This is a genomic window from Variovorax paradoxus (genome assembly GCF_009755665.1).
In the GTDB taxonomy this organism is placed as follows: domain Bacteria; phylum Pseudomonadota; class Gammaproteobacteria; order Burkholderiales; family Burkholderiaceae_C; genus Variovorax; species Variovorax paradoxus_G.
This window is the reverse complement of record NZ_CP046622.1, coordinates 1,528,300-1,548,976: the sequence shown is the minus strand read 5'-3', so window position 1 is coordinate 1,548,976 and position 20,677 is coordinate 1,528,300. Positions and strand designations below refer to the sequence as shown.

Genomic DNA, 20,677 nt, shown 5'->3' with positions numbered 1-20,677 from the left:
AACACCTCAAAAAAAGGCCCCAAACCCGACTGTCGGGTGGGGCCACTTGACGGCAGCGCCAGATCAGCGTGCGGGTCGGATCAGGGCATATTGCGCCCACTCGCCGCGGCGGAACAGCACGCTGAGCGGCTTGCTCTTGTCGGCCTTGGCCAAGGCGGATTCGAATTCCTTGACGCTGGTCACTTCGATATTGCCGACCGAAAGAATCACGTCGCCTTCACGCAGACCGGCCCGCGCGGCGGCATCGGTCGCCGCGTCGATACGCACGCCGCGCGCCTTGAGCTCCTTCTTCTGCGCGTCGGTAAGGTCGCTGACCACAAGGCCGATCGCCTTTCCGGCGGTGGACGACGGCTTGGCCTGCGGCTCCTCGCGGTCCGACTGGCGCTTGCTCGAAGGCTTGGCTTCGGGGTCGCCCTCTGCAACGGTGATCGAAAGTTCACGCGAGCTGCCGTTGCGGAATACGGTGAGCGTGCTCTTCACGCCCGGCTTGGTGCTGGCCACCGAACGCGAGAGATCGCTCGGCGTTTCGATGACCTTGTCGCCGTACTTGGTGATGATGTCGCCTTCGCGCACACCGGCCTTGTCGGCCGCCGAGCCCGGCACCACGCTGCTCACCACGGCGCCGCGCGCCTTGCCGAGGCCAAGAGACTCTGCCACGTCCTTCGAGACCGAGCCGATGGTCACGCCGATCAGGCCGCGCGAGACACGGCCCGTGGTGCGCAACTGGTCGCTGACGCGGATTGCCTCGTCGATCGGGATCGAGAACGAAATGCCCATGTAGCCGCCGGAGCGCGAGTAGATCTGGCTGTTGATGCCGACCACCTCGCCGCGCAGGTTGATAAGCGGCCCGCCCGAGTTGCCGGGGTTGATGGCCACGTCGGTCTGGATCAGGGGCACCAGGTCGCCGGTGTCGCGCTGTTTCGCGCTCACGATGCCGGCAGTAACGGTGTTCTCCAGCCCGAAGGGCGAGCCGATGGCCATCACCCATTCGCCGACGCGCAGCTTCGAGATGTCGCCGACCTTCACCACGGGAAGCCCCGTGGCCTCGATCTTGACCACCGCGACGTCGCTGCGCTTGTCGGCGCCGATCAGCTTGGCCTTGAACTCGCGCTTGTCGGTGAGGGTGACCAGAATCTCCGACGCATCCTCAATGACGTGGGCATTGGTCATCACATAGCCGTCCGCGGTCAGGATGAAGCCCGAGCCCACGCCGCGCGGACGCTCTTCTTCCTGGGGCTGCGGCCGGTTCGGACGCGGGCCCGGGCGCGGATTGCCGGGCAGCGGCTGCCCGAAGAAGCGCCGGAAGAACTCCTGCATTTCCTCGTCCATTTCTCCACCGCCGCCACTGCGGGTGGAAACCTTTTCGACGGTGCGGATCCCGACCACTGCAGGCCCCACCTGCTCGACCAGATCGGCGAAGTCGGGCAAGCCGCGCGCTTGCGGTGTCTGGGGCGTCTGGGCAACGGCCGAGGTGGCCGGCAGGAAACCCACGCTGGCCGAACAGGCCAGGCCGAATGCGAAGAGATAGGAACGAAGCTTGTGTCCCTCGACTTTGAACATCATCGGTTTTCTTTCAAAAGAACAGAGCGACCAAAAGAAGAGCTATGAGTCTGTGATGCGGACTTGGTTCAGCGCCACTTGCGCATGCGCGTCAGGTCAGCGCGTGCGCGCGAGACTTTGGGCAAAAGCATTTAGCGTCTGCTGTGGCACCTCGCCCACGGCGGTGAGCCACCAGTCGCTTGCCGGCTCGGGCAATCGCCGGCGAATGGCGTTGGTTGCACCAATGGTCAGCACGCCGTCGCGCGGTGCGCGCTTTTCATCGTAGCGCTCGATGAAAAGCGACACCGAAGCGAGGCCATCGGAGAAGGTCCACTGAACGGTGCGGTCCTGCCCCGTCTTGTCGCCGCCCGCCGGGCGCCGATAGAAGCTGCGCGGCTTGAAACCGGCCACCGGCGTCTTGAGAACCCAGCCTTCGTCTTGCGCGCTGGTGCGCTCGAGCTCGAGCTTCTCGATGCGGTAACCGCTTGTATTGGTCATCATCTGCGCGAGGGCCTGCGCCTTGACCGGGGCATCGAGCTGCAATTCGGAAAACGCCGATTGCTCGACCACGCGTGAATCGCCGTCCACGGTCTGCAGCTTGATGACGAGGCCGGAGCGGCGCTCGCTCCAGATGCGATAGCCGAAGCGCAAGGTGTCATGCGGCACCAGCTGCACCACATCGGCATCGAAGCCCGCCACGCGGTCCTTGCCGACGGCCCGGACGTCGTAGAAGTCGCCAATCGACGAATCCGGCTTGTCGGGCAGGTTGGGGAAAAGGTCGAGGTTTTCGCGCTTTTCGACCTTCACGACCTTTGCCTCGGGCAGGAAGGTCATGACGTGGTGGTTGCGCCTGAATGTCGAGCGCGGCGGCCCCGAGAGGGCTTCGATGCGTTCGATCTGCAGGTCGCCCTCTCGCACATGCCAGATGCGCGCGCTCGACAAATCGCCGCCCGCCGCCGAAACCACAAAAGTGCCAACGTAGTTGCGTTGCCGCGCTCCGGTGTGCATGCGCTGAAGCCACTCAACCACACCCATGGCCGGCGGAGCGTCGCCGGCTTGCGCCGAGGCTGCTCCCTTTGCATTCATCGGACCCGAACGGGTCTGTGCGATGGCGACTTGCGCCAGGCAGAAAGCAGTGAACACCAGCGCGAACGCACGTACGGAGATCGGCATCTGAACGGTCATTGGGAGCGACAGGCGCGCAATCAGCGCGTGGGCCCCTCGAAGGTCGCGTTGCGCAAGAAGCCCGAAGGCATCTGCGAAGCGCCGCCGGCTTGCTGGTGCGCCTCGAGCAATTGGTCGAGCCGCGGATCGCGCAGCATGACCTGGGCGCTGCCGTTGCCGACCACCACGCGAGTCGGCGTCAGCGTGGTGGCGGCAGGCGACTGGCCGTTGACCGCTGCAGCCGCCAGCACCGAATTGGCGGCCGGTTGCTGCTGCGCCGCGATCTGCGCCCCGGAAGACGGGAAGCCCGCTCCGTTGCCCACCAATGTCCAGCTGATGGCAGCCACGGCCACCAGCGACGCGGCGCCTGCCACCAGCTTCCAGCGGAACACCGGCTCGTTGGCGGCGTCGGCCCTGCGCTGCAGCGTGACCACCTTGGTGGCCGTTACCGGCGCCAGGACCGGGGTCGCAACCACGGGCTCGGCCGCAAGGCGCTGCTGGAATCGGGTCAGGAACGCGTCGCTGTCGCTGCAAGGCGCGTGGGCACCCGAGCGCAGAACGTCGCCCACCACGTGATAGGAACGCCAGGCGGCGCGCGCATCGTCTTCGGCGCAGACGGCTTCGATGGCCCGCGCGAAGTCGTCGCCCTGCAAATGACCGTCCGCCAGTGCGGACACCTGTTCACGAGCCGTCATCGTCTGATTCATTTCATTCACCTGCTTACCTACCAACGCTTGCCTGACTGGTTGTCCAGCAGCGGTTTGACCCTGGCCGAAATGGCCTCGCGCGCCCGGAAAATACGCGAACGCACCGTGCCGATAGGGCAATCCATGACCTCGGCAATCTCTTCGTAACTCATGCCCTCGATTTCGCGGAGGGTGACAGCCTGCCGCAACTCGGCAGGCAGCGCTTCCATGGCCGCTTCGACAACGCTGGCGATTTCGTTTGCCGCCAGCACCGATTCGGGGGTCTCGTCGCTGATTGGTTCGTTTCCGGGGCGGTAAGTTTCATCGTCTTCTTCAGAAGACGGCCGCAGGGCGCTTTCGGAAATGGTGGGGTCGCGCTTCATGTCGACCAGCGCCTTCTTGGCGGTGTTGACCGCGATCCGGTAAAGCCAGGTGTAGAACTGGGCATCGCCACGGAACTGGTGAAGCGCCCGGTAGGCCCGGATGAAGGTTTCCTGCGCGATATCCTCGACCAGGTCGACATCGCGCACCATGCGCCCGATCAGGCGCTCGATCCGGCGCTGGTATTTGATGACCAGCAGCTCGAACGCCTTCTGGTCGCCCGCAACCGTCCGCTGGACGAGCTGGAGATCGACCTCACCTGGGCGCGGTGCCTCGACGGACACATCGGTCAAGCCGGAGTCCGGTGGCACTGGCGGCGGAGAAGTGGTCATCGGGGAGATTCAGGGCGCGTCGGCCGGCACGGTCGCCCGCCAAGGCTCGCCGGCAGGCGACGCGGACGGGGGGCGCGAATATACCGCACGGCGCAGATCGCGCCAGCGCTCCGGCATGGCGCGCTGTTCGATGCATATCCAACGTGCGGCGCGGCCCGGCTGGCTCAGCCGAACCAGCAGCAGCGACTGAAGATCGAGCGCCACGGAGGCCTGCGCGGCATGGACGGCGCGGCCCCGGTCGGTGCCCGTGAGGCTCCAATGGAGTCCGTCGAAGTGCAAGACGCCAGCGCCGTCGCTTCGCAGCCCGAGCGCGGCCGCAATGCCTGAAAACAGAACACTCAGAACCAGGAGCAGCTGGCGCCAGCCGGCACTATCGAAGAGATAGCAAGAGAGGCCTGCGCAGCAGGCTCCCAGGGCCCAGGTGGCTATCAGTATCCGGGTTGCGCCGCGCGAGCGCCCCACCGGGTAGGTCACCGACGGTGCGCTGTGCATGAAAGAGCAAGGCTCAAGCGCGCTTGAACACCAGCGTGCCGTTGGTGCCGCCGAAGCCGAAGTTGTTCTTGACCGCGACATCGATCTTGAGATCGCGCGCCACATTGGCGCAGTAGTCGAGGTCGCACTCCGGATCCTGGTTGAAGATGTTGATGGTCGGCGGGCTCTTCTGGTGATGCAGTGCGAGCACCGTGAACACCGATTCAATGCCGCCGGCACCGCCCAGCAAGTGGCCGGTCATCGACTTGGTCGAGTTCACGACCAGCTTCTTCGCGTGATCGCCGAAAGTCCTCTTGACCGCATTGGTCTCGTTGAGGTCGCCGATCTGCGTGGAAGTGCCATGGGCATTCAGGTACTGCACCTGGTCGGCATTGACGCCTGCATTGGCGAGCGCCATGGCCATCGAGCGGCTCGGGCCGTCGACGTCGGGTGCGGTCATGTGGTACGCGTCGCCGGTCAGGCCGAAGCCCGCCACTTCCGCATAGATCTTGGCGCCGCGCGCCTTGGCGTGTTCGTATTCTTCGAGCACCAGCACGCCGGCGCCCTCGCCCAGCACGAAGCCGTCGCGGTCCTTGTCCCAGGGACGGGAAGCCGTTGCGGGATCGTCGTTGCGCGTGCTCAGCGCGCGCGGCGCGGTAAAGCCGCCGATGCCGAGCGGAGAAATAGTCGACTCGGCGCCGCCCGCGATCATGACGTCGGCATCGCCGTACTCGATCATGCGCGCCGAGGTGCCGATGGCGTGCAGGCCGGTGGTGCAGGCGGTCACGACGGCGATGTTCGGGCCCTTGAAGCCGTACTTGATGGACACGTGGCCCGAGATCATGTTGATGATCGAAGCCGGCACGAAGAACGGCGAAATGCGGCGGGGGCCGCGAGTCGCGTATTCGCCATGCGTCTCTTCGATCATCGGCAGGCCGCCAATGCCCGAGCCGATGTTGCAGCCGATGCGCACGGCTTCTTCGTACGACAGCGCTTCGCCGGTCGGCAGTCCGCTGTCCTGCACCGCCTGAATGGCGGCGGCAAGCCCCAGATGAATGAAGCGGTCCATGTGACGCGCTTCCTTCTCCGAGATGTATTGGGTGATGTCGAAACCCTTCACCTCACCTGCGAACTTGCAAGCGAAGGCGCTTGCATCGAACGCGGTGATGTTCGCAATGCCCGACTTCCCGGCCAACAGGTTGGCCCAGGACTCGGTCGCGGTGTTTCCGACAGGAGCGATGCAACCGAGTCCGGTCACGACGACGCGGCGTTTGGTCATGCCGGCAAACCTTTCTGGAAGCGCTGAACAGCTGCTGGCGGCGCGTACGGGGCTTGAAAGAAGCGCCGCCGGCCGTCGCAGTTGCAGCCGGCCCGATCAGGCCTTTTGATTCTTGGTGGCGTAGTCGACGGCGTTTTGCACCGTGGTGATCTTCTCGGCGTCTTCATCCGGAATTTCAATGCCGAATTCGTCTTCGAGTGCCATCACCAGTTCGACCGTGTCGAGCGAGTCCGCGCCGAGGTCGGCCACGAAGGCCTTTTCGTTCGTTACTTGGGACTCTTCCACGCCGAGTTGCTCGGCGATGATTTTCTTGACACGTGCTTCGATATCGCTCATTTGGTTCCCTCTGAGGGTTGTAGGTAATCGGTGGATTTTAGCCGGGCGCATTGTGGCATTTGCCGTGCGCCCGGGACGGGGAAAGATTGCGCCTTGCGGCCAATTACATGTGCATGCCGCCGTTGACGTGCAGTTCCTGCCCCGTCACATAGGAAGCCTGCGGAGATGCAAGATACGCCACTGCATGCGCGATGTCGGCCGGCTTGCCCAGGTGGCCCAGCGGAATCTGCTGGAGCAGCGCCTGTTGCTGTGCCTCGGGCAGGCTGGCGGTCATGTCGGTTTCGATGAAACCCGGGGCAACGCAGTTGACCGTGATGCTGCGGCTGCCGAGTTCGCGTGCCAGCGCCCGGGTCATGCCCGCGACGCCGGCCTTGGCCGCGGCGTAGTTGGCCTGGCCGGCATTGCCGGAGGCCCCGACCACGCTGGTGATGCTGATGATCCGGCCGTAGCGCTGCTTCATCATCGGGCGAATCACGGCGCGCGAAAGACCGAACACAGCCTTGAGATTGGTGGCCAGCACCGCATCCCAGTCGTCGTCCTTCATGCGCATGGCGAGCGTATCGCGCGTGATGCCGGCGTTATTGACCAGAACGTGGATGGCGCCATAGGCCTTCACGATCTCATCGATGAGGGCCTCGACGGCAGCGCCGTCGTTCACGTCCAGTGCGCGGCCGCGGCCGCCGAAGGCGCTGAGCGCCGAAGTGATCTTGCCCGCGCCTTCTTCGGTGGTGCCGGTGCCGACCACCTTGAGGCCGCGCTGGGCGAGCTCTAGCGCAATGGCTGCGCCAATGCCGCGCGATGCGCCGGTGACCAGGGCTACTTGCCCTTCAAATTTGGGAATGCTCATAAAAGAAGTGTCCGGGCCTTTCGCCGTTCAGGCGGCGAGCAGTTGTCGGGAGTCCGCGAGCGTTGCTGGGTCGTACACCGACGCGGCTTCGAGCTCGGGGGCGATGCGCTTGACCATTCCGGCCAGCACCTTGCCGGGCCCGCACTCGATGATGGCGGCTACACCGCGCAGTTTCAAGGCCTGCACGCTTTCAACCCAGCGAACCGGGCCGGCGGCCTGGCGCACCAGGGCTTCGCGGATGCGGGCCGGATCGGTCTCCACGGCCACGTCGATATTGTTGAGTACCGGAATCTGGGGCGGAGCGAGCGTGATGGTGCTGAGCTTCTCGCGCAGCGCTTCGGCCGCGGGCTTCATCAGGCTCGAATGGAACGGCGCCGACACGGGCAACAGCAACGCACGCTTGGCGCCGTTGGCCTTGAGCACCTCGCAGGCCTTGTCGACGGCCGCCTTGCTGCCTGCGATCACGGTTTGCATCGGGTCGTTGAAATTCACCGCCTCGACGATCTCGGCGCTGCCCGCACCGAAAGACGCAGTGGCTTCCGCGCAGCCCGCTACGACCTTGCCAACTTCCATACCGAGAACGGCGGCCATGGCGCCGGTGCCGACGGGCACCGCCTGCTGCATTGCTCGCGCACGAAACCGCACCAGCGGCGCGGCTTGCGCCAGCGTGAGCACGCCGGACGCCACCAGCGCGGAGTACTCGCCCAGCGAATGTCCCGCCACGACCGAAGGGGCCGCGCCGCCTTCAGCCAGCCAGGCGCGCCAGGCCGCCACGCCGGCCACCAGCATGACCGGCTGCGTGTTGGTGGTGAGCGCCAGCTCTTCCTTGGGGCCGTTCTTGATCAGCGCGGCAATGTCTTCGCCCAGCGCTTCGGATGCCTCGCGCAGGGTTTCGACAACGGCCGGATGGTCGCCCCAGGCGTCGAGCATGCCGACGGCCTGCGAGCCCTGACCCGGAAAGACAAAAGCGAAGGATTTCATTGTTTTTAACGCGTCATGTCGCACTGCGGCCCCACGCGGGCGCCGCAATACGCTACAGATTCAATAGCACCGCGCCCCAGGTGAAGCCACCGCCCACGCCTTCGAGCATGACGGTTTCGCCCTTTTTCACCTTGCCGGAGCGCACGGCTTCGTCGAGCGCCAGCGGAATCGAGGCGGCCGAGGTATTGCCGTGCTCGTTGACCGTGACGATGAGCTTCTCGCGCGGAAGCTTCAGTTTCTTGGCCGTGCCTTCCATGATGCGGATGTTGGCCTGGTGCGGAATGAGCCAGTCGATGTCCGCGTCGGTCTTGCCTGCCTTTGCGAGCGTGGCACGCGCGGCTTCTTCGAGCACGCGCACCGCAAGCTTGAAAACGGCCTGGCCGTCCATGTGCAGCAGGGGCGTACCCAGCACATTGCCCCCGGACACATGGCCCGGCACGCAAAGAATGCCGACGTGCTTGCCGTCCGCATGCAGGTCGCTCGCCAGGATGCCGGGCTCTTCGCTCGCTTCGAGGACCACGGCGCCAGCACCGTCGCCGAACAGCACGCAGGTGGTGCGGTCATTGAAATCGAGAATGCGCGAGAACACTTCGGCGCCGACCACCAGTGCGCAACGCGCAGTGCCGGTGCGAATCATGGCGTCGGCCACGGTCAGTGCATAGACAAAACCACTGCAGACCGCCTGCACGTCGAACGCCGGGCAGCCGGCGATGCCGAGCTTGTTCTGAAGGATGGCGGCCGACGACGGAAACACCATGTCGGGCGTCGACGTGGCGACGATGATCAGGTCGACCTCTTCCGCCTTGCGCCCCGCCGCCTCGAGCGCGCTGCGGGCGGCTTCAAGGCCGAGATCGCTGCTCGTTACCTCGGGTGCCGCGAAATGGCGCGCGTGGATGCCGGTGCGCTCGACGATCCATTGGTTCGAAGTTTCGATGCCGCGCGTTGCCAATTCCTTGGCAAGGTCGTCGTTGGTCACCCGGCGCGGAGGCAGATAGCTGCCGGTGCCGGTGATGCGTGAATAAGGGCTCATCAAGCGTGAAGGGCCGTCGCGTCCGCTGGCACCGCCGACTCCTGCCGCGCGAGCAATGGCGCGGCGTGGGCAATGCGGGCCCGCACGCGATCGAGCAGGTTGTTGCGAGCGGCATCATAAGCGCGATCCAGCGCATGGCCGAAAGCCACTTCGTCAGCCGAGCCATGGCTCTTGAAAACCAGCCCGCGCAGGCCCAACAGGGCTGCGCCGTTGTATCGACGGTGATCCAGGCGATTTTTAAAAGCTTTTAGCACCGGATAGGCAACGATAGCCGCAGCCTTGGTGAAAATACTCCGCGAGAATTCCACGCGAATGAACTCGCCGATCATCGACGCAACGCCTTCGCTGGCCTTCAGGGCGACGTTGCCGACAAAACCGTCACATACAACGATGTCGGTCGTTCCCTTGAAAATGTCGTTGCCTTCCACGTTTCCGTAGAAGTTCAAATCTTTCGAGTTGGCTGCAGCACGAAGCAGTTGGCTTGCTTTTTTGATTGTTTCGCTGCCTTTGATGGCTTCTTCGCCCACATTGAGCAAGCCGACCGAAGGCGACTCGTTGCCCGTGAGCGCGGAGACCAGCGCGGAGCCGAGCACGGCAAATTGCAACAAATCTTCGGCATCGCAATCGACATTCGCACCCAGGTCGAGCACCGTGGTGGCGCCGCCCCTGATGTTGGGCAGCTGCGGCGCAATCGCGGGGCGGTCGATGCCGTCGAGCGTCTTGAGCAGGTAGCGCGCAATCGCCATCAGCGCACCCGTATTGCCGGCCGAGATGGCAGCTTGGGCGGCACCGTCCTTGACCTGCTGGATCGCAATGCGCATTGAAGAGTCTTTCTTCTTGCGCAGCGCAATTTCGACCGGGTCGTCCATGCCCACCACTTCGCTGGCGGCAACGATGCGCGCCCTCGGGTGCTCGCCGAAGCTGGCCAGGGCCGCGGGTGCGCCAACCAGCAGCAGCGATGCCTCGACATGCCGATCGAGAAACGCGCGGCAGGCCGCAAGCGTGACGCGCGGCCCATGGTCGCCACCCATGCAATCGACGGCAAGCGTGATTGCGGCGGGCGCGGCGGAGGATTCGGGGGAGGAAGACGTAACCATCAAAACAAAGGCCCGACGCTACAGCAAAAGTAGCTTCGGGCCTCGGCCTTGGGATGCGAAATCAGGCTTCGGACTTGTTCTTGAGGACCTGACGGCCACGGTAGAAACCGTTCGGGCTGATGTGGTGACGCAGGTGCGTTTCACCAGTGGTCGGTTCCACGGCAATGCCGGGCACGACCAGCGCATTGTGGGAACGGTGCATGCCGCGCTTGGAAGGCGACTTTTTGTTTTGCTGGACGGCCATGATGGCTCCTGGACTGTTAGGTGAGTGAGTGGATGCGCTCTCTTGCGGTGGCAATACAGCAGCATGTATGGAATGCCTTGGTCTGTCTTGCTGCTCACGGCGGCGCGCGCGAAGCCCATGATTATAGCCCAGCCTGCGAGAAAGGGCTACTTGCCCTCTTCCGGCTTGCGCGAGCGCAACGCATCGAGCACCGCGAAGGGGTTGGGCTTGGCCTCTTCGGCCGCCTTGAAGTCCTCGTCGCTGGACGAAAGCTGGATTGGCGTGGGGCACACCTCGTGGACGGGCATGACGGGGATTTCCATCAAAAGCTCGTCTTCGATGAGGGCGTGGAGGTCGAAATCGCGGCTCACGACGAGCAGGTCTTCTTCGGATTCATCGTCTTCAGCATCGGCGGTGGCCTCGTCGGCCACGAAACGGAACCAGCGGTCCGATGCAACAAGCGTATCAACCGGTGCCAGGCATCGCTGGCAGACCAGCGGCACTGTCGTTTCGGCCACCAGGTGCAGCCAGGGTTCGGCCTTGCCGTCGGCGCCGGTGCGCTGTTCGCCGGTCGCCTCCCAGTGCACCAAGGCTTCTGGCGCCGGTGCGGCCAGCTCCTGCGCGAGCCGGGGGTAATCAGGAACCGCGTCGTCAGCCGAAAGCACCGCGGCTTCAGCAGCAAAGGCGGCTACGTCGAGCCGCTGGGGAACAAATTCTCTCTTCATCCGCACCAGTCTAGCGCGCCCACCGGGGGAATTGGCGCGGTGCGGCCAAAGCCTCTTTGCAGGCTCACGCACAATCGTCTCCATGCAACGCCCCTTGATCCTTGCCTCGACCTCGCGCTATCGGCGCGAACTGCTGAACCGCCTCCGCTTGCCCTTCGAGGTGCAGCCTCCGGAAGTCGACGAAACCCCGCTTCCCGGCGAAACCCCGCGCGAATTGGCCGAACGCCTGGCGTTGGAAAAAGCCCGTGCCGTGGCCGCACGCTTTCCCGAGGCCGTGGTCATCGGCTCGGACCAGGTGGCCGACCTGGCCGGCGAGGCGCTCGGCAAGCCCGGCGACCACGCGCGCGCCACGGCCCAATTGCGCAGGATGCGAGGCCAGACGCTGATATTCCAGACCGCCGTGGCCGTCGTTTGCCAGGCCACCGGCTTTGTCGAACGCGACCTGGCGCCGGTCCGGGTCGTTTTTCGGGACCTCAGCGATGCGGCCATCGAGCAGTACCTGCAGGCCGAACAGCCCTACGACTGCGCCGGCAGCGCCAAGAGCGAAGGACTCGGCATCGCATTGCTGAGCGCCATCGACAGCGACGATCCCACCGCCTTGGTCGGCCTGCCGCTGATCCGCACCTGCCGCATGCTGCGTTCCGCCGGAGTCGAACTGCTGTGACCCCGGGCAAGCTCTATCTCGTACCCGCGCCGCTCGACTTCGGCTGCGACACCCAGGCACCGCTCCAGGACGCCCTGCCCCTCGGCACGCTGCAGGCGGCCGCCGGCATTACCCATTGGATCTGCGAAAACGCGAAATCGGCCCGCGCCTACCTGAAGCGGATCGATGCCGTCGTTCCGCTGGCGGCGCCACTCCAGGCGCAGGACATCCGGGAGCTGCCGCGCGAGGTTCACAAGAAAGGCGACCACGCCGGCCAGTTCGACGCCCGCCCCCTGCTGGCCGCCGCGCTCGAAGGCCATGACATCGGCCTTCTGAGCGAAGCCGGCATGCCGGCGGTCGCAGACCCGGGCTCTTCGGTGGCACGCGCCGCGCATGACCTCGGTGTCGCCGTGGTGCCGCTCACCGGTCCGGTGTCGCTGCTGCTGGCGCTGGCCGCGAGCGGCCTCAACGGCCAGAACTTCGCTTTCGTCGGATATCTGCCCCAGGATTCCGGCGAGCGGCAAAGCCGCATCCGCGAACTCGAGGCGCTGGCGCTGAAGACAGGCCAGACGCAGCTGTTCATTGAAACCCCCTACCGCAATGCCGCGCTGCTCCAGGCGCTGGTTCAAACGCTGCAGCACAACACCCGCCTTGCCGTGGCGCGCGGTCTGACGCTGGCGACGGCCCATGTGCGCAGCGAAACGGTGAAGGCCTGGCGTGCCAAGGCGTCCGGCGTCGCTACGGACGAACGCCTGCCGGCGGTGTTCGCGATCGGGCGTTGACGATGGTGGTCACCTCCAGCACCCGCTGGGCCTCGCGCGCGCAGTTCTTTTCCTCCGGCTTCATCTTTGCGACCTGGGGCGTGCACGTTCCCACCGTCAAGGCCCATTACGGCATCGACGAGGCCCAACTCGGCCTCGCAATGCTCGCCGCCGGTGCGGGCGCGATGTACGGCCTGACCAGCGCCGGCCGCTGGATCGGGCGCCACGGCCCCCGGCGCATGGCAGCCGTCTGCGGCTGCGTCTACGCGCTGCTGCTGGCCGGGTTGATCGCCATGCCAGGCTACCTCGCCCTGCTGGGGCTGCTTGCAGCCTTCGGCCTTGTGACCAGTGTGTTCGACGTGGCCATCAACACCGAAGCGGCGCAACTCGAACTTCATGGCGGCACACCCTTGATGAGCGGCATGCACGGCATGTTCAGCCTTGGCGGCATGGCCGGTGCCGCAAGCGGCAGCGCCGCACTCGCCGCCGGCCTGGGCGCCCAGGCGCACCTGCTGTGGGTTGCGGCCGCCATGGTGCTGATGGTGGCCGTGTCTTCGATGCGCATGCTGCCCAACCCACCAGCCACAACCGATGCAAGCACCGCGGACCGCAAGTTCCGGCTGCCCCGCGGCGCGCTCGCTGTGCTTGGCGTGCTGGCGGCCCTGGGCCTGATTGCCGAGGGCGCCATCTACGACTGGAGCGTGCTCTACATGCAACAGGAACTCGGCAGCCCGCAGAAGCAGGCCGCGCTGGCCTACGCGAGTTTCTCGGCGGCGATGGCGGCCGCGCGCTTCGGCGGCGACGCCATGCGGGCCCGTTTTTCACCGGCCGCGCTGCTGCTCGGCAGCGGCGTGCTGGCGGCCGCGGCCATGACGCTGGTGCTGCTGACGAATCTTCCGTGGCTTGCGCTGATCGGCTTTGCGGGCGTGGGAGTCGGTTTTGCGAACGTGGTGCCGATTCTGTTCGGCGCATCGGCGCGCGTGCCGGACGTCGAACCCGCCACCGGCATTGCCGCTGTCTCGGCCGTGGCTTATCTGGGGTTCATGGCCGGCCCCGCGGTCATCGGCTTGCTGGCGCGGGCCAGTTCGCTGACGGCCGCACTGTATGTGGTGGTGGTTTTTGCCGTGGCGCTTGCCGCCTCGGCCCGATACACGAACAGCGGCGGCGACCAGCCCGCCTGAGCCGGGCGCCGGAGAGCAGCCCTAGCGCAGCGCCGGGGCGGCAGACTGCAGCGAGCGCACCGTGGCGTCGCCCATGGCGGCGCCGAATTTCTTCGCGAGCTTCTCGGCCACGTTGTCGCGGCGGGTGTAGTCGGTCACCTCTTCGGCCTTGATGACTTCGCGCGCCACGTAGTCGACATTGCCCAGTTGGTCCGCCAGGCCGAACTCGACGGCTTGTTCGCCGCTCCAGAACAGCCCGCTGAAGAGGCCCGGGGTGTCGAGCTTGAGGCGGTCGCCGCGCCCGCTTTTCACCACGTTGATGAACTGCTGGTGAATCTGGTTCAGCATGGCCTGCGCATGCGCGCGTTGCGCATCGCTCATGGGACTGAACGGGTCGAGAAAGCCCTTGTTGTCTCCGGCCGTCAGCAGACGGCGCTCGACGCCGACCTTTTCCATCACGCCGGTAAACCCGAAACCGTCCATCAGCACGCCGATGCTGCCGACGATGCTGGCCTTGTCGACGTAGATCTTGTCGGTGGCGGCGGCAATGTAATAGGCCGCGGAAGCGCAGGTTTCTTCGACCACGGCGTACACCGGCTTCTTGTGCTTGGCCTTCAGGCGCTTGATCTCGTCGCTGATGATGCCGGCCTGCACGGGGCTTCCGCCCGGCGAATTGATGAGCAGCACGATGCCCTTGGCGCCCTCGTCCTCGAAGGCGGTCTTCATTGCGGCAATGACGAATTCGGCGCTGGCGTCGCCGCCATTGGCAATTTCGCCCTTGATTTCGACGACCGCCGTGTGGGCCGTGGTCTTGGCGGTGCTCGGCGTGCTGCGCGACATGGCCAGCCAGACCAGGAAGATGAAGAAGGCGAGCCACGAAAGACGCGTAAAGGTTTTCCAGCGGCGCGCGGCCTTCTGCTCGTTCAGGGAAGCGAAGGCGAGCTTTTCGAGCGTTGCGCGCTCCCACCCGGGGCGCTGCGTGGGGTCTTTGGCCATGTTTTTCGGCGCGCCTTGAGAAGACGCAATGGGCGTGGCCGGCTCAAAAGGATCAAAACCTTCAGGTTCCGTGCGGTTCGGGTCGGTCATTGTCAAAAGGTCAGGGGATGGAGGTTCCAGGCAGTATGCCAGTGCACCACGCCGTCACGTTCGCTGAGGGCGATCTTCACCAGGCCGCCACGGCACGGGCCGCCGGCGCATTCGCCCGTGTCCGGTTTGTAGACCGCGCCATGGGTGGCGCAGAGCAGCCACTGGCCGCTGTCGTCAAAGAAGCGGTCGGGCTGGAAATCCATCTCCATGGCCACGTGGCTGCATCGGTTCAGGTAAGCGTGCGGCTGCCCTTCGAAGCGCACCGCGAAGGCGCGGCAGGTCTCGCCGCCGTAGACCACATCGAACGGCACGGCCCGGCTGCCTTCGACCAATTCGGAGGCGTTGCAAAGGGGAATGGGCTGTTCTTCGCTCATCGCAAGATCTTCGGTCAGGCGTTGTCCAGGAGCCATGCCTCGAGGCTGGCCACCGAGTGGGCTACGAACAGCGGCTTCAGCGCGTCGAAGCTTTCGGGCTCGTGCGCGCCGTAGCTCACGCCCACGCTGGCGCAGCCGGCGTTGAGCGCCAGCTGCAGGTCGTGCGTGGTGTCGCCGATCATCAGGGTGCGTTCGGCCGGCACCTCGAGCTCTTCCATGAGCTCCAGCAGCATGCGCGGGTGCGGCTTGCCGAATGTCTCGTCGGCGGTGCGCGAAGCGTCGAAGCGGTCGCGCAGCGCGACCGTCTTCAGTGCCTCATTCAGCCCACGCCGCGATTTGCCCGTGGCTACGGCCAGCTTGTGGCCGCGCGCACGCAGGGCATCGATCATCTGCAGCACGCCGTCGAACAGCACCAGGTCGTCCTGGTGCTGCAGATAGTGATAGCGGTAGCGCGCGCCGAGTTCGGCGTATTTTTCCTTCGGCACATCGGGCGCTGCACGCGCCAGGGCCTCGGCCAGGCCCAGGCCGATGACCCAGGCAGCGTCGTTCTCGCTGGGCTTGGCGCCGCCGACATCAACCACGGCCGCTTGAATGCAGCGCACGATGAGCCGGGTGGAGTCATAAAGCGTGCCGTCCCAATCGAAGGCGATCAGGTCGAAGCGCAGGGGTCGGGAAGAATCAGTCATTGGCCGTGGGAGTGGGATGTTGGGCGAGCGCCTCGAGCGCCTGCGGCGGCATCAAACCGTGCAGTTCATGCGGCAGGCCGGCCTGCAGCGCCACGCGCTCGCCGGTTGCGGGGTGGCTGAACTGCAAGCGCCAGGCGTGCAGGAACATGCGCTTGAGGCCCAGTTTTTGCAGCGCGCGCTGGCGCTCGAAGGCGCCGTACTTGTCGTCGCCCGCAATCGGGTGGCCGGCCGAAGCAAGATGCACGCGAATCTGATGGGTGCGGCCGGTCTTGATGGTGACGGCGAGCAATGACAGCGGCGTGGCATCGCCCGGCAGCGTGAGCCGCGCCAGCACGCGCACCAGCGTGACGGCGCGCATCGCATCAGGATGGTCCTTGGCGACCACGCGCACGCGGCGCTCGCCCGCACCGGCGCCATCGCCCGGCAGCAGATATTTGGCAAGCGGCGCATCGAGCACCTTCTTGTTGGCGGGCCAGGCGCCCTCGACCAGCGCAAGATAGGTCTTGCCGGTTTCCCGGTCGCGGAACTGGTCTTGCAGCGCCACAAGCGCGCTACGCTTCTTGGCCACCAGCAGGATGCCCGAGGTCTCGCGGTCGAGCCGGTGCACCAGCTCCAGGAACTTGGCGGCCGGCCGCGCGGTACGCAATTGCTCGATCACGCCAAAGCTCACGCCGCTGCCGCCGTGCACCGCCACGCCGGCGGGCTTGTCGATGGCCAGCACCGCGTCGTCCTCCAGCAGCACCGGAAACTCGCGCGCCGGCGCGGGCGGCGCGGCGCCCTCTTCGGCGCGCGGCGATATGCGCACAGGCGGCAGCCGCAGCACGTCGCCGGCCTCGATGCGGGTTTCGGCCTGCGCCCGGCCCTTGTTGATGCGCACCTCGCCCGACCGGATGATCCGGTAGACATGCGTCTTGGGCACGCCCTTCAGGTGGCGGAACAGGAAGTTGTCGAGCCGCTGGCCCGCGGATTCCGCATCCACGGTAATGAATTTGATGGACGCGTGCGGCGCCGCGGCGTCCACCGCAGCCTTTTGGGCCGCGGGATCCGGAACTGCGGGATTTGGAGCGGCCGCGGGGCTTCGCTTCGCACCTATAATGTTTTTCACCAGCGCGGTCGTGTAAGTGCTTGATTAGACAGAAGTTTAGATCACTGCAGTCAAACGCCCAGGACAACGCTGCGAGGTCGATGCCGCTTTGGCGCCGAGACTGCAAACCCCGCGCAATTGCGCAAAGTGGCAGCCCCTGCGCCCAAGTCAAGCCGACACCCACGAAACACCGATACGGAATACCCAGCCTGCAGCTTCCAAGCTGCCGGCGGATCGAAGCGAGTCCCTTGTGTTGATGCTGCTGATTCAACTGTGCCTGCGTTGGCCCACCTGGCTTTTGCCAGTGGCCTCAGGCATTGAATCATCCGCACCGCGCGCCACCATTGCGCAACCAGCTATCAATAAGATAGCTGCTCAACACCGAACCTGGCTCGCGCCCATCCACGCGCCCCCACCCCGGCTGTCTTCTTGAGCTGACGCTCAAGAGGCCTGCTCGCGCTTGCCGCGGCAGTGACAGCATCCGGGGCCAAGCGGCAATTCCCCTCGTTTCGCGGGCGTCGTCCGTGCATCGTTGGCCCGTCATGGGCCGGTAGAACGATACATATAAGGACAACGCATCATGAAGCGGATGCTGATCAATGCCACGCAGGCCGAAGAACGCCGCCTGGCCATCGTCGACGGGCAAAAGCTCCTCGACTACGAAATCGAGATCGAAGGGCGCGAACAGCGCAAGGGCAACATCTACAAGGCCGTCGTCACGCGGGTCGAGCCATCGCTCGAAGCCTGTTTCGTCGACTACGGCGAAGACCGCCACGGCTTTCTGCCGTTCAAGGAAATCTCCAAGCAATACTTCGCCGAAGGCGTTTCCGCCAACCAGGCCCGCATCCAGGACGTCATCAAGGAAGGCCAGGAACTGGTCGTCCAGGTCGAAAAGGAAGAACGCGGCAACAAGGGCGCGGCCCTCACCACCTTCATCTCGCTGGCCGGCCGCTATGTGGTGCTGATGCCCAACAACCCCCGCGGCGGCGGCGTGAGCCGACGCATCGAGGGCGACGACCGCACCGAACTCAAGGAGGCGATGGACCAGCTCGAATACCCGAAGGGCATGAGCATCATCGCGCGCACCGCCGGCATCGGCCGCTCTGCGCCCGAACTCCAGTGGGACCTGAACTACCTGCTCAAGCTCTGGACCGCCATCGACGGCGCGGCCAAGGGCGGCAAGGGCGCCTTCCTGATCTATCAGGAATCCTCGCTCGTCATTCGCGCCATCCGTGACTATTTCAATCACGACATCGGCGACATCCTGATCGACACCGACGACATCTACGACCAGGCGCAGCAGTTCATGGCGCATGTCATGCCCGAGCATGCCGCCCGCGTGAAGCGCTACCGCGACGACGCGGCGCTGTTCAGCCGCTTCCAGATCGAGCACCAGATCGAGTCGGCCTACGCCCGCACCGTGCAGCTGCCCTCGGGCGGCGCCATCGTGATCGACCACACCGAGGCGCTGGTCTCGGTCGACGTGAACTCGGCGCGCGCCATCAAGGGCGGCGACATCGAAGAAACCGCCACTCGCACCAACCTCGAAGCCGCCGACGAAGTGGCCCGCCAGATGCGCCTGCGCGACCTGGGCGGCCTGATCGTCATCGACTTCATCGACATGGACGAGTCGAAGAACCGCCGCGAAGTCGAAAGCCGCCTGCGCGACGCGCTGCGGCAAGACCGCGCCCGCGTGCAGTTCGGCTCGATCAGCAAGTTCGGCCTGATGGAAATGAGCCGCCAGCGCCTGAAGCCGGCGCTCAGCGAAGGCTCGTCGATCCCCTGCCCCCGCTGCGGCGGCTCGGGCCACATCCGCGACACCGAATCGAGCGCGCTGCAAATCCTGCGCGTCATCCAGGAAGAGTGCCTGAAGGACAACACGGCTGCCGTGCACGTTCAGGTGCCGGTCGAAGTGGCGTCATTCCTGCTGAACGAAAAGCGCCCTGAAATCGCCAAGATCGAACTGAAGCAGCGCGTCACTGTGCTGATGGTGCCCAACAAGACGCTCGAAACGCCCAACTACAAGCTCGAACGCCTGAAGCACGACGATCCGCGCCTCGACCACATCGAAGCCAGCTACAAGATGGCCGACGAGATCGAAGACCCGACGGCCGTCACGCGCCGTTCGCAGGAACCCACCAACAAGCAGACGCCGGTCATCAAGGGCGTGCTGCCCGACGCGCCGGCGCCCGTGGTGCCGCCCAAGCCCGAAGCCGTGCGCACACCGGCCGTTGCCCCGGCGCCGGTTGCACCGCCCGTGGCAAGCGCACCCGCGCCGGCTGAAATGGGCTTCTTCGCCCGCATCAAGAGCTGGTTCGGCGGCTCGCCGGCGCCGGCGCCCGCACCGGCCGTGATTCCCGTCGAAGCGCCGAAGCCCGCACGCCGTGATGGCGGCCGCTCCGGCCGTGACGGCGAAGCACGCGGCGCCCGCGACGGCGAGCAGCGCCGCGGTGGCCGCGGCGGCGAAGGCCGCAGCGAAAACGGTGGCCGTTCCGGCGGCCGCGATGGCGAACGCCGCGGCGGTCGCGGCGGCGAGCGCCGTGGTGAAGGACGTGAAGGCCGCGAAGGCCGCAGCGGTGAACTGCGCAACGAAGCCGCGCTGCCGCGCGAGCAACGTGAACAGCGCGAGCTCCGCGAACAACGCGAACCCCGTGAAGCACGCGGTCCGCGCGAAGGCGAACAACGCCGTGGTGGCCGCGGCGAGCGCCGCGAAGGCGAAGGCCGCGAAGCACGGCCCGCATCGGCCGAGCTGATCGACGGCAACCTCGAGGCGCAGCAATTGGCACCCGGCGCGACGGCCGGCAACGAAGGCAACGCCACGGCAGAACGCGCGCCCCGCGGCCGCGGCGACCGCCGGGAACGTGGCGAGCGCGGTGAACGCGCCGACCGCGGCGAACAGCGCAACGGCGGCGACGCACCGCGTGAAGCCTCCAGTGGCGACTCCGCTTCCGCACAGGACGATTCGCAAGCCGAGCGCGCACCGCGCAACGGCCGTGAAGAGCGCGGCCAGCGTGGCGAGCGCAACGACGGCCGCCGCGAACGCCGCGGCGAAGGCCAGCCGCGTTTCGCCAACGGCGATGCACAGGCACCCGCCGACGAGGCAACTGCCGTCGCTCCAGGCGCTGAAGGCGAAACCGATGCCAACGATCAGGCACCGCGCCGTGAAGGCGAAGAGCGCCGCGGCCGTTCGCGCGACCGTTATGGCCGCGACCGCCGCGAACGCGGCCCGCGCGACGAAAGCGAAGCCAATGTGGCCGACGCATCGGCCGACAGCACCGTGGCCGAGCCGATCGAAGCCCGCGCCGCGGTGCCCGAAGAAGAATCGCGTGCACCCGCCGCACCGCGGAGCTACTTCGACCGCCCCACAACGGCGCCTGCGCCGATTGCTCCTCCGGTGGTGGCACCCGTGGAAACCGTTGCACCGGTGGCAACCTTCGCTCCTGCTCCCGTCGTGGCACCGATTGCCGTCGAGAAGAGCAGCAGCAGCAAGCCCGCCGCCAACGGCCGTGCCTTGCCGAAGGTTCAGCCCTTCGAACTGCCGTTGAACGAACTCGCGCAAATCGCCGAGCGCTCGGGTCTGCAGTGGGTCAACTCCGATGCAGAGCGCATTGCACAGGCCCGCGCCGCCATTGCGGCCGAGCCGAAGCCGGTGCATGTGCCGCGCGAACGCCCCCCTGCAATCACGCTCGACGAAGGTCCGCTGGTGCTGGTTGAAACCCGCCGGGAACTCAGCGCGATGACACTGCCTTTCGAGAAGGCATCGACCGACGCGCAAGGCGTGAACTGAAGACG

General features: G+C 65.9%; 21 protein-coding genes. 4 read left to right on the top strand and 17 right to left on the bottom strand.

Annotated features, from left to right (window positions below; all coding sequences use genetic code 11):
• Positions 1-63: 63 nt before the first annotated feature.
• From GOQ09_RS07155 to GOQ09_RS07095, 13 genes are all read right to left on the bottom strand, one after another.
• The gene (locus tag GOQ09_RS07155; RefSeq protein ID WP_157612809.1) at positions 64-1,563 is read right to left on the bottom strand and encodes a DegQ family serine endoprotease; all 1,500 of its coding nucleotides are present in this window, start codon (positions 1,561-1,563) and stop codon (positions 64-66) included.
• 93 nt (positions 1,564-1,656) lie between these two features.
• Entirely contained in the window at positions 1,657-2,724 is a 1,068-nt protein-coding gene (locus GOQ09_RS07150; RefSeq protein ID WP_157612808.1) for a MucB/RseB C-terminal domain-containing protein, read from the bottom strand.
• Positions 2,725-2,744: 20 nt separating this feature from the next.
• Positions 2,745-3,410, bottom strand: a complete 666-nt coding sequence (locus tag GOQ09_RS07145; protein ID WP_157612807.1) for a sigma-E factor negative regulatory protein — start codon at positions 3,408-3,410, stop codon at positions 2,745-2,747.
• A 17-nt stretch (positions 3,411-3,427) separates the two neighbouring features.
• Positions 3,428-4,102 carry an RNA polymerase sigma factor RpoE gene (gene rpoE, locus GOQ09_RS07140; protein ID WP_242631025.1) on the bottom strand — a complete coding sequence of 225 codons (675 nt, stop codon included), beginning with the start codon at positions 4,100-4,102 and terminating at the stop codon, positions 3,428-3,430.
• 9 nt (positions 4,103-4,111) lie between these two features.
• Complete coding sequence (locus GOQ09_RS07135) at positions 4,112-4,594, bottom strand: hypothetical protein (RefSeq protein ID WP_157612806.1); 483 nt, start codon at positions 4,592-4,594, stop codon at positions 4,112-4,114.
• A 13-nt stretch (positions 4,595-4,607) separates the two neighbouring features.
• Entirely contained in the window at positions 4,608-5,852 is a 1,245-nt protein-coding gene (gene fabF / locus GOQ09_RS07130) for a beta-ketoacyl-ACP synthase II (RefSeq protein WP_157612805.1), read from the bottom strand.
• A gap of 96 nt (positions 5,853-5,948) precedes the next feature.
• Positions 5,949-6,188, bottom strand: a complete 240-nt coding sequence (gene acpP, locus GOQ09_RS07125) for an acyl carrier protein (protein ID WP_007830471.1) — start codon at positions 6,186-6,188, stop codon at positions 5,949-5,951.
• Positions 6,189-6,291: 103 nt separating this feature from the next.
• The gene (gene fabG / locus GOQ09_RS07120; RefSeq protein ID WP_157612804.1) at positions 6,292-7,035 is read right to left on the bottom strand and encodes a 3-oxoacyl-ACP reductase FabG; all 744 of its coding nucleotides are present in this window, start codon (positions 7,033-7,035) and stop codon (positions 6,292-6,294) included.
• Positions 7,036-7,062: 27 nt separating this feature from the next.
• Positions 7,063-8,016, bottom strand: a complete 954-nt coding sequence (gene fabD, locus GOQ09_RS07115) for an ACP S-malonyltransferase (RefSeq protein WP_157612803.1) — start codon at positions 8,014-8,016, stop codon at positions 7,063-7,065.
• A 52-nt stretch (positions 8,017-8,068) separates the two neighbouring features.
• Positions 8,069-9,046: a beta-ketoacyl-ACP synthase III gene (locus GOQ09_RS07110; protein WP_157612802.1), complete on the bottom strand. Its 978-nt coding sequence runs from the start codon at positions 9,044-9,046 to the stop codon at positions 8,069-8,071.
• Positions 9,046-10,143 carry a phosphate acyltransferase PlsX gene (gene plsX, locus GOQ09_RS07105; protein WP_157612801.1) on the bottom strand — a complete coding sequence of 366 codons (1,098 nt, stop codon included), beginning with the start codon at positions 10,141-10,143 and terminating at the stop codon, positions 9,046-9,048. The genes GOQ09_RS07110 and plsX overlap by 1 nt, the downstream gene beginning before the upstream one ends.
• A 61-nt stretch (positions 10,144-10,204) precedes the next feature.
• Entirely contained in the window at positions 10,205-10,387 is a 183-nt protein-coding gene (rpmF, locus tag GOQ09_RS07100; RefSeq protein ID WP_007830466.1) for a 50S ribosomal protein L32, read from the bottom strand.
• A gap of 146 nt (positions 10,388-10,533) precedes the next feature.
• A complete protein-coding gene (locus GOQ09_RS07095; protein WP_157612800.1) occupies positions 10,534-11,091 on the bottom strand; it encodes a YceD family protein in 558 nt (185 codons plus the stop codon).
• 82 nt (positions 11,092-11,173) lie between these two features.
• On the opposite strand from GOQ09_RS07095, the gene GOQ09_RS07090 reads away from it, so the two are divergent.
• Genes GOQ09_RS07090 through GOQ09_RS07080 form a run of 3 tightly spaced genes read left to right on the top strand, consistent with a single transcriptional unit; the run spans position 11,174 to position 13,676 of the window.
• Positions 11,174-11,755, top strand: coding sequence for a Maf family protein (locus GOQ09_RS07090; protein ID WP_157612799.1), 582 nt, complete (start codon positions 11,174-11,176; stop codon positions 11,753-11,755).
• Positions 11,752-12,516 (top strand): SAM-dependent methyltransferase, encoded by a 765-nt coding sequence (locus GOQ09_RS07085; RefSeq protein WP_157612798.1) that lies wholly within the window; start codon positions 11,752-11,754, stop codon positions 12,514-12,516. Before GOQ09_RS07090 ends, GOQ09_RS07085 begins: the two co-directional genes overlap by 4 nt.
• Positions 12,517-12,518: 2 nt before the next feature.
• Positions 12,519-13,676, top strand: a complete 1,158-nt coding sequence (locus GOQ09_RS07080; protein ID WP_157612797.1) for an MFS transporter — start codon at positions 12,519-12,521, stop codon at positions 13,674-13,676.
• 21 nt (positions 13,677-13,697) lie between these two features.
• On the opposite strand, the gene GOQ09_RS07075 is transcribed toward GOQ09_RS07080, so the two are convergent.
• Genes GOQ09_RS07075 through GOQ09_RS07060 form a run of 4 tightly spaced genes read right to left on the bottom strand, consistent with a single transcriptional unit; the run spans position 13,698 to position 16,906 of the window.
• The gene (locus GOQ09_RS07075; protein WP_157612796.1) at positions 13,698-14,741 is read right to left on the bottom strand and encodes a S49 family peptidase; all 1,044 of its coding nucleotides are present in this window, start codon (positions 14,739-14,741) and stop codon (positions 13,698-13,700) included.
• A gap of 2 nt (positions 14,742-14,743) precedes the next feature.
• A complete protein-coding gene (locus tag GOQ09_RS07070; RefSeq protein WP_157612795.1) occupies positions 14,744-15,115 on the bottom strand; it encodes a Rieske (2Fe-2S) protein in 372 nt (123 codons plus the stop codon).
• A gap of 14 nt (positions 15,116-15,129) precedes the next feature.
• A complete protein-coding gene (locus tag GOQ09_RS07065) occupies positions 15,130-15,801 on the bottom strand; it encodes an HAD family hydrolase (protein ID WP_157612794.1) in 672 nt (223 codons plus the stop codon).
• A complete protein-coding gene (locus GOQ09_RS07060) occupies positions 15,794-16,906 on the bottom strand; it encodes an RluA family pseudouridine synthase (RefSeq protein ID WP_157612793.1) in 1,113 nt (370 codons plus the stop codon). Before GOQ09_RS07060 ends, GOQ09_RS07065 begins: the two co-directional genes overlap by 8 nt.
• Before the next feature lie 559 nt (positions 16,907-17,465).
• On the opposite strand from GOQ09_RS07060, the gene GOQ09_RS07055 reads away from it, so the two are divergent.
• Positions 17,466-20,672, top strand: a complete 3,207-nt coding sequence (locus tag GOQ09_RS07055; RefSeq protein ID WP_157612792.1) for an Rne/Rng family ribonuclease — start codon at positions 17,466-17,468, stop codon at positions 20,670-20,672.
• The last annotated feature ends 5 nt before the right edge of the window (positions 20,673-20,677 follow it).

Coding starts and splice junctions, on each gene's coding strand:
- GOQ09_RS07145 (WP_157612807.1), bottom strand. CDS start 3,410: ATGAATCAGACGATGACGGCTCGTGAACAGGTGTCCGCACTGGCGGAC.
- GOQ09_RS07075 (WP_157612796.1), bottom strand. CDS start 14,741: ATGACCGACCCGAACCGCACGGAACCTGAAGGTTTTGATCCTTTTGAG.
- fabD (WP_157612803.1), bottom strand. CDS start 8,016: ATGAAATCCTTCGCTTTTGTCTTTCCGGGTCAGGGCTCGCAGGCCGTC.
- GOQ09_RS07065 (WP_157612794.1), bottom strand. CDS start 15,801: ATGACTGATTCTTCCCGACCCCTGCGCTTCGACCTGATCGCCTTCGAT.
- plsX (WP_157612801.1), bottom strand. CDS start 10,143: ATGGTTACGTCTTCCTCCCCCGAATCCTCCGCCGCGCCCGCCGCAATC.
- GOQ09_RS07095 (WP_157612800.1), bottom strand. CDS start 11,091: ATGAAGAGAGAATTTGTTCCCCAGCGGCTCGACGTAGCCGCCTTTGCT.
- fabG (WP_157612804.1), bottom strand. CDS start 7,035: ATGAGCATTCCCAAATTTGAAGGGCAAGTAGCCCTGGTCACCGGCGCA.
- GOQ09_RS07150 (WP_157612808.1), bottom strand. CDS start 2,724: ATGACCGTTCAGATGCCGATCTCCGTACGTGCGTTCGCGCTGGTGTTC.
- GOQ09_RS07135 (WP_157612806.1), bottom strand. CDS start 4,594: ATGCACAGCGCACCGTCGGTGACCTACCCGGTGGGGCGCTCGCGCGGC.
- GOQ09_RS07155 (WP_157612809.1), bottom strand. CDS start 1,563: ATGATGTTCAAAGTCGAGGGACACAAGCTTCGTTCCTATCTCTTCGCA.
- GOQ09_RS07080 (WP_157612797.1), top strand. CDS start 12,519: ATGGTGGTCACCTCCAGCACCCGCTGGGCCTCGCGCGCGCAGTTCTTT.
- fabF (WP_157612805.1), bottom strand. CDS start 5,852: ATGACCAAACGCCGCGTCGTCGTGACCGGACTCGGTTGCATCGCTCCT.
- GOQ09_RS07055 (WP_157612792.1), top strand. CDS start 17,466: ATGAAGCGGATGCTGATCAATGCCACGCAGGCCGAAGAACGCCGCCTG.
- GOQ09_RS07070 (WP_157612795.1), bottom strand. CDS start 15,115: ATGAGCGAAGAACAGCCCATTCCCCTTTGCAACGCCTCCGAATTGGTC.
- GOQ09_RS07110 (WP_157612802.1), bottom strand. CDS start 9,046: ATGAGCCCTTATTCACGCATCACCGGCACCGGCAGCTATCTGCCTCCG.
- acpP (WP_007830471.1), bottom strand. CDS start 6,188: ATGAGCGATATCGAAGCACGTGTCAAGAAAATCATCGCCGAGCAACTC.
- rpmF (WP_007830466.1), bottom strand. CDS start 10,387: ATGGCCGTCCAGCAAAACAAAAAGTCGCCTTCCAAGCGCGGCATGCAC.
- rpoE (WP_242631025.1), bottom strand. CDS start 4,102: ATGACCACTTCTCCGCCGCCAGTGCCACCGGACTCCGGCTTGACCGAT.
- GOQ09_RS07090 (WP_157612799.1), top strand. CDS start 11,174: ATGCAACGCCCCTTGATCCTTGCCTCGACCTCGCGCTATCGGCGCGAA.